This is a genomic window from Candidatus Chloroploca mongolica (assembly GCF_004762035.2).
Classification (GTDB): domain Bacteria; phylum Chloroflexota; class Chloroflexia; order Chloroflexales; family Chloroflexaceae; genus Chloroploca; species Chloroploca mongolica.
In genome coordinates, this window is record NZ_SIJK02000113.1 from 1 (window position 1) to 7,076 (window position 7,076).

Genomic DNA, 7,076 nt, shown 5'->3' on the forward strand with positions numbered 1-7,076 from the left:
CCGCGCAGCCCCCACCCGGCTCGCGCACCCGGCCAGGCGGCGCAACAACGTGGTAAGATCTTTCGTGAGTGTGGTAAGCTCTTTCGTGAGGCAACGAACCCGACAAAGTAAGATTCTCTCGTGAGGCAGAACGCCGGCAATTCTAATTATCGTTGATCAGCTGGTGGCACGCAGCGCGGGTCAGGGCCTACCAGACACCATCCAGATGCGCTAGGCACGCCGTACGCGACAAAGAATAGCGCCCGGCTTTCCCCCCATCTGGTTCACGAGCACCTGAACGTGTTCGGGCGCTACCGCTTCAGTCTGCCCGACCATCTTCAACGAGGAGCGTGGCGACCGCTACAGGCTCCCGTGGCAAGCAAGGAGGCTCGTCCACGGCAACGGTTATTGCGTTTTCTGTTCCTCAGTTGCACAGAGCCCAGAATGGCCTCAGCGTTGCCGTAAGCGGGCAAGAAGGTTGTGCACAGAGAGGAGCATTGCGATGCTTGGAGGTGGCGAAATCTTGATTATTCTGTTGAACTTGCTGATCCCTGCCCTGGTGATCGGCCTCATCCTTTTCCCGCTTTTTCGCCTGATGGCCCTGGCGCAGAAGCGATTGCTTCCCCTTCAGCGCGTTGAGGCTCTGCTGCGCCAGCGGGAACAGTCGCCGGGGACAACCGTGATCGTGACGGCGCGTGGACAACCAGGAAACGGTCCAACACGACCAGGGTTGGCGGTCGCGGCACCGCTCCAGAGTACGAGCAACATGACCGAGCACGTAGCACAGGCAAGCGTTTATCCGGTAACGTTTGCTTTATGCTATTGGGGGTTCTGCAAAACCCCCATGATCAGCAGCTTTCCCATCCATCCCGGGGTCAGCGCCGTGCTGGCGCTGACTGCGGTGCTGCTTGGCCTGCTGGCCCTGGCATGGGAGCCGGCTCGCGCGCTGGTGCGATCACCGGCGCCAATGGCGCGACGGTCAGCGCCAGACGGCAAGCAGCGGGCGGCGAACAGTGTCCCCGATCCCTTCCGTTTCACCCCGGCGCTGCTCGACCAGTGCCTGCTCAGCAGTGTGATGATCGCCACCGGGGCCGTGCAGCAACGGCACGATCACCAGGTGGTCAGCCTGATTGATGTTTCACTTGCCGATCTGCCCGAACTCGCTCAGGCGATTGACCAGATGATTGAAACCGCGATCCAGGATGTGCGCGCCGCGCTGCATGCGGGCGATCCGGAGCGGGCGCAGGTGTTGATCAGCACACCGCTGGCCAATGTCATGGTTCAGCTGCAATTGCTCCTACTCCAATGTTTCCTACTCGGACTCCCGTGGGCGATAGATAATATCGGTTATGGATGAACCTGTTCCCATTACAACTGCTCCTACTCCAATGTTTCCTATAACAACGTTACCAGAAAAAACCCAATTCCTTTGAAGTGTCTCTCTTACTTCCAAAGGTAATTTTTGCAAGTCGACTTTCGCAGCGATTCGAAAGCCTAAATCAGCATGGGATGTCATGTCTTTTTCCGACAGTGAGTCGCTTGACAGAAAAGGCTCGACTTGGGACATATTATCAAGATAGCTACCTCCGCGCAGTTCGAGTCGAGGCTGCTGATCGAAGGGGGCACCGAGAAGAGGAAAGGAAACTGTACTAATAAAACTGCACCATTCCCAGACATTCCCTATTAAATCTGATACACCACGCACATTAGTCCGAGTTCCTTCTCTATCTATTTTTGCAGGCGAAGATGCTCTATGATGTATCTCACTACCACTGTTAAGCCAGGTACGAGGATCGCGATTGGGATAAGCAGTCCCGAAAGCCGCAAAGTCCCACACTGATTTGAGAGGAAGAGCTACTTGATAGGCATTGTCCTGTAATAATTGTTCAACCCAAGCACAATATTTCATTGCGTCATGTGCATTAACACAAACAATCGGCTTATCTGGATCGGAAAATTCCGCATCACTCCACGGGTTGAAAGGCCCTTGCCACTGCCCATTGATAAATCTTTCACCAACTGGCTCAGGATACCCTGTGTGCTGCACAAAATTCTTGTACTGTCCATTGGTTACTGGATACTTTCCAATCAGAACAGCAGTTGTAGTGTTCTCGGGTTGGATTGACAGCAATACCATGTCACTCCCGTCCGGGAACGTAATCTCGTATTGCTGCCACGACTCCTCAGTTGTAAGGTAGAATTCACCTTTCTGTCGTCCAAACAGGTATGGATATGGAACAGCAAGCGTAGGATTGTTTTTATTGTGTTCCTTTGCACATCTCTCCAACCATAAGCGCAATTCATTCACGGACAAACGACGATCTCCATCCTCATCAGCTTCGTTTAGTTTCTCGCCTAATGCAGCGCATATATTTATGGTCAGGAAACTGCCTTCCAAAATGTCTAATTCACGAGCGCTCTCAAACCTGTCACTGGCCATAAGAACTAAGTGATTATCAGGAGTTATATGTAGATCTTCTACAGATGTGCCAGTAGCATCCTTAAATCCGCTCATACTGACTGCTGCACCTGCGTTGCAACAATCAAGAATCAAGAGCTTACTGTTCGCTCTACAATACCTAAGTGCGCGAACAATATCTACTACAGGGATGGAAGTAGACAATAGTCGATCTCGAGATGAGTTACCCCAGAGTAAAAAAAGTTCACCTTTTTCCACCACGCCATGTCCAGAGAAGTAGCATATGAAAGTATCCTCATCAGCACATTCTTCCGCAAGTTTGAAAACTTGTTCACGAACATTCCATACGTCTGTGTATGTGTCTGGGTCTATGCGATTAACAGTAAAATTACATCTAAAACCAGAGAAGACATCCGCAATACGGAGAGCATCAGTTTGAGCAAATTTCAATTGATTTGCCCAAGCAGGACCATTCGAACCCATAACGATAGCACGCCGCATTACTTTAACCTTTTGGCGTAGACTTAAATTTAATCGAAATACCGAGTGGCCCCTTAATGTCTGCAGAAGCCTCTTCCTGCGGTCGAGAGGAAGTCTCAATAACACGGGTTCGATCAACCCACTGTAGTAATGGATTTCCCTGGGCATCACGAACAACATTACCCTGCGAGTCCTCGACAGGAACAATAACTTGCTCTCTTACTACTACCGGCTTGTAAGCAAGCGTCTCGAAAGCTCTCACAAGAAGAGGAGTGAGTGCTGCTATCACAACAGACGAAGCTACGATGATAGTTACTGGATCCTTATGCTTGTTTTCATGGCCTACAGTAGGATCTTGTCCAAACCGAAGCTGTACATCTACACCCTGGCGTCGAAGCAACGCCTCTAGGCTGATCTGGTTGTCGGCCAAAAGCTCCTGTATTTCAGGAGCAAGAAACACTAAGGCTTCCTGCTGGTCTTCCACGGCAGTGTCTCCATTTATATAGGGTGTGAACAAGGGATAAGATCTACTGACTATCCCGGCTATAATTATAAGGGGACTGTCAATAGAACATATGCACTCAAGCTAATCAGGCACAGTAGTTGGGCTCCCGGTAGAATCGGAACAGAAAATACCAATCATCGAAAAGGGGTATCGCAACAATGCGTCCAACATCGCGCCATGGGCGGGGTTTCACCCGTTCTGATGCGGCATCGCTCTCTCGCCACGTCCGGCTCTGGAAGCCAGCGCAGGCCCCTGCGCTCGCAACGGTGGTAATCCTGGTGGTCTCCGCATGATGGCGTGAGCGCGGGTCTTCACCGGAAGCCGTTGCCTGCACTGCCCGCGCCCTAGGCTCGCAGCGGAGCCGCGTCGTCGTTCCGCCGCAGCCCGAGCCGCAGCGTAAACAGCCCGCGCGCCTGTACCTGCCGTGGGGCCGCTAGGCCCGCGTCGGTCGGGCTGCGCCCCGCAGGACGCTGATGGGGCGCAACGTACGTGTAGCCCGGCGGCGGGGCATCCAGCCCGTGCGCGTGGGCGCGGTCGGCGGCGGCGGTCGTGCGCCGCTGGAAGTCGCGCTTGGCCTGCCGCGCTTCCCATCCACTCGGGAGGCGGCGATAGCCATGCCCTGCCAGGACATAGGCCGTGATCAGCGCCCGATCTTCGTCGCTGCCCCAGTGGGCCAGGTACCGTACCGGCGGCAAGCGCACGCTGCGCTTACCACCGGGGCTCCGTTCCGCAGGCGTTCGCGCCCCTGGCGGGCGGGACGCAGGTGCGGCGTCCGGCTGCGGCTCCATCACGATGGCCTCCGCACAGAGATCATGCCAGAGGGCGGCCAGAATCGCGTGCATCAGCAGCCAGGCCGCCGGCGGAAACGAGATCGGGAAACGCTCACTGCTGGCTGGCGTGGCCGCCCACCAGGCCACCGCCGCCGCCTCGTCATCGGCCCCGCCCACCGCCACCCAGAGGCCTTCGGGGTGGGGGATGACGCGCACGCGTGCGATGTTCCAGGCGGTCACTTCCGCCATCAGGCCAGGGGGGATGGTCAGATCGAGCACCTCACCGAGGTAGCGGGGGGCCGGGCGGCTCACCCGTGCGAGCAGGATCGCGGCCAGGTCACGCAGCGCCTCGGCGCGGGTGGCGTCAAGGGTGAGGGGTTCGGTCGCGGAGCCGACGACCAGCGTATGCGTACTGACGCGGCCCAGGCCCCCAGGGAGTAGTGCTGCCGGTGGCGGCGCTGGCCCAGCAACGAGGGCCAGCCAATCAATGATCGCATCGGTGGGATGCCCGCCGTCAGCCAGGGGCAGCGTGACGTGGCCCGCTCGCTGCGCCGTGCGGTGCATGACCCCGGCCATGCCCACGAGGATCCGCAGCAACGGCGGGTCGGTCGGCGCACCGAGCGGGAGAGATCCCCAGCGGCGGGCATCCGCGCCGCGCAGCGCCCACAGGGCTTCGCCGTAGCAGCCGAGCATGCGGGCGACGACCCAGCGGTCGCCCCCGAGATCGAGGCCGGGGTCGTCGGTCTCACGGTGCAGGGCCGCGTGGACAAGCGCCCGGATCGCGCGAAGCGCTGCGGGTTCGTGGGCGGGGACGTTCAGCGGGGGCAGCGTCGCCCCGACAAAGCGCAGGATGGACAGGTGCCAGGGTTCGGGCAGTTCGCCGGTCAGGGTGCTGAGCGCCAGGGCGAGCAGCGGCGTCATGGGCACCTGACTGGCGGCGAGCCAGGCCCCGGCGTGCTGGGCGGTGAGGGCCAACTGGTCGCGCCGCCGCAGGCGCAGAGTGATGACGACGTTGTCGGTGATGATCACGGCGCTGTTGCGGTGCCAGTGCGCCAGATCAATGTCGTGCGGCGCGGCCTCCACGGTTGCCACGACCCCATTGGGGAGGGTGGTCGTCAGTTGCGGGAAGGGTGGTGCAGGCACGGGTGATGTCCTCGGGTTGCCACGGTTGCCCACGCCGCCTGAACGCATGCGCGGGCGGGGCCGCCGACGGCGGCGCGGCGCTGGGGCAATGATCAGCCAGGCGGACGGCAACGGATCGCGTCGTTGGTGCCCATGATACCGCATGGCCGGTGCGAAGCAAGCGTGGCGTGGGCAACACGTGCGAAAGTGTTCATGGGGTCGTGCCCCCTGATCGGGTCGAAGAACGCTCGGCTCAGCAGCGTGGAACGACTCCCTCAGCGCCTTCGGCGCAACCCTCGCGAGCCGCGCCCCCAAGAGGCCCTGCGCCGAGCTTCGTGTTACCAACCCCAAGGTGACTCAAACCTGGGCTTTGCCAGTCCGCGTGTTCCGTCCGATCCTGGTGGATGGTGCATTGGCGGTAGTGAATGTCAATCACCAGGGAACGCGGTCTATCGAGGTGATGAGTTGTGTTTGTCACTGCCACCTGGTCACAGCACGTATGAGCTTCCGCTTCCTTCCCTGAATGATCGCGCGCTTTGCTTGGCCTTCGGGTGGGCCGCTATGGATGCGGCCAGGCTGTCAGCAGCACATTTAGCGCGCCGATGCGCAGGGGCCCGCCGTCGCAACATGAGCGGAGGATGGCGCGGAAGCGGGTGCGGGGGATCGGGGTGGTGTGCGCGGCTTGGTTGCGTATCTGGACGAGGAGATCGATTTCGTCGACGAATTGTTCGATGCTGACGGTGAAGGAGCGGTCGTCGGGGTCGACGGTGCCCGCCCAGGCTGAGCCAAGGTGCGTGGTGATGCGCGCCCAGAGCAGCGGGTTTTTTCGGCGTACCCCACCGAGCACGCCGAGCGTCGGGCGGCCATGTGGGAAGTCGGTACCACTGATGCCAGGTGTGGCGAGAATGCGTCGCTGGAGTTCGCGCTCGAGAACCCGTGCGACGTGGATGATCGGGGCCGAGTAGTCGTTCGCCTGGATCTCGTCGAGTTGATCACGGAGGTAGACCGCTAGCGCGAGCGATTCCCGCTCGGGTGCTCCGAGCAGATGGAGGGTGCGCTCCAGCCCGATGTCGCCGAGTTTGGCTTCGTAACGCCCTAGATTCTGCAATGCCCCTGTGATTTCGGCGAAGCGGCGCGTCAGTCCCTCGATCCGGTTGCTGACATGTTCGATGGCCGCCTCATCGAGCGTGTCGAGATCACCAGATGCGAAGAGGCGCTCAAGCTCTTTGAGCAGATCCTTCGGTGTGCGCGGCGGTCGCACGGGTGGTGCGGCTCCTGGCTGGCCGATGATGTGGCAGATGCGCCCATCGCGGCAGCAGTGCTGCTCACGGCTCACGAGGTCGATGCGCCAATTGCCAATGTGCGGTTTTGGGCAGACCAACAGATCGTCTGGGGCCAGGGTGTCCCCCTGGCGGCCTACGAGCGCCCCGCGCTCAGCCAGGCTCAGGGTGTCGAGAAAGACCCCCTGGCAGCGTGGGTTTCGCGGCTCGCGGAGGCGTCGGTGGGCAGCATCGAGCAGCGTGGTCAGCAGGGTGCGCAGACCGTGCAGATCTGTGGCGGGGCAGAGGGGCTGGATGCTCACGTGTTGGTCGGGCACGATGGGCTGGTCGCGGTCGGCGGGGCTCAGATGGTAGGGGCCGCTGGCGATGGGCTGGGCGTGGTCGGTGGGGCTGAGGTGGGAGGGGCTGCTTCCCGGTGTGGCCGCCCTCTCGCCGGTAAGAAAGGCGAAGAGCAGGGTCCCGTGCGGCTCGCCGAGCAGGGTGAGGTCGGCGATCATGCGCTTGATGGGCGACGATGGCGC

Annotated in this window: 5 protein-coding genes; 1 reads left to right on the forward strand and 4 read right to left on the reverse strand. The window is 59.9% G+C overall.

Annotated features, from left to right (window positions below):
- Positions 1-481 precede the first annotated feature (481 nt).
- Positions 482-1,336, forward strand: a complete 855-nt coding sequence (locus EYB53_RS24605) for a hypothetical protein (protein WP_135482143.1) — start codon at positions 482-484, stop codon at positions 1,334-1,336.
- Here EYB53_RS24605 and EYB53_RS24610 read toward each other — a convergent pair.
- From EYB53_RS24610 to EYB53_RS24625, 4 genes are all read right to left on the reverse strand, one after another.
- Positions 1,292-2,899: an SUMF1/EgtB/PvdO family nonheme iron enzyme gene (locus EYB53_RS24610; protein WP_167857611.1), complete on the reverse strand. Its 1,608-nt coding sequence runs from the start codon at positions 2,897-2,899 to the stop codon at positions 1,292-1,294. The genes EYB53_RS24605 and EYB53_RS24610 overlap by 45 nt on opposite strands.
- Before the next feature lie 4 nt (positions 2,900-2,903).
- Positions 2,904-3,362, reverse strand: a complete 459-nt coding sequence (locus EYB53_RS24615) for a hypothetical protein (protein ID WP_167857612.1) — start codon at positions 3,360-3,362, stop codon at positions 2,904-2,906.
- Between the two features lie 365 nt (positions 3,363-3,727).
- Entirely contained in the window at positions 3,728-5,296 is a 1,569-nt protein-coding gene (locus tag EYB53_RS24620) for a hypothetical protein (RefSeq protein WP_135482147.1), read from the reverse strand.
- A 538-nt stretch (positions 5,297-5,834) separates the two neighbouring features.
- Positions 5,835-7,076: hypothetical protein (locus EYB53_RS24625; protein ID WP_167857613.1), on the reverse strand; the 1,242-nt coding region annotated here is incomplete at its 5' end.

Excerpts from the sequence above, each read along its gene's own strand:
- EYB53_RS24605 (WP_135482143.1), top strand. The coding sequence starts at position 482 with ATGCTTGGAGGTGGCGAAATCTTGATTATTCTGTTGAACTTGCTGATC.
- EYB53_RS24610 (WP_167857611.1), bottom strand. The coding sequence starts at position 2,899 with ATGCGGCGTGCTATCGTTATGGGTTCGAATGGTCCTGCTTGGGCAAAT.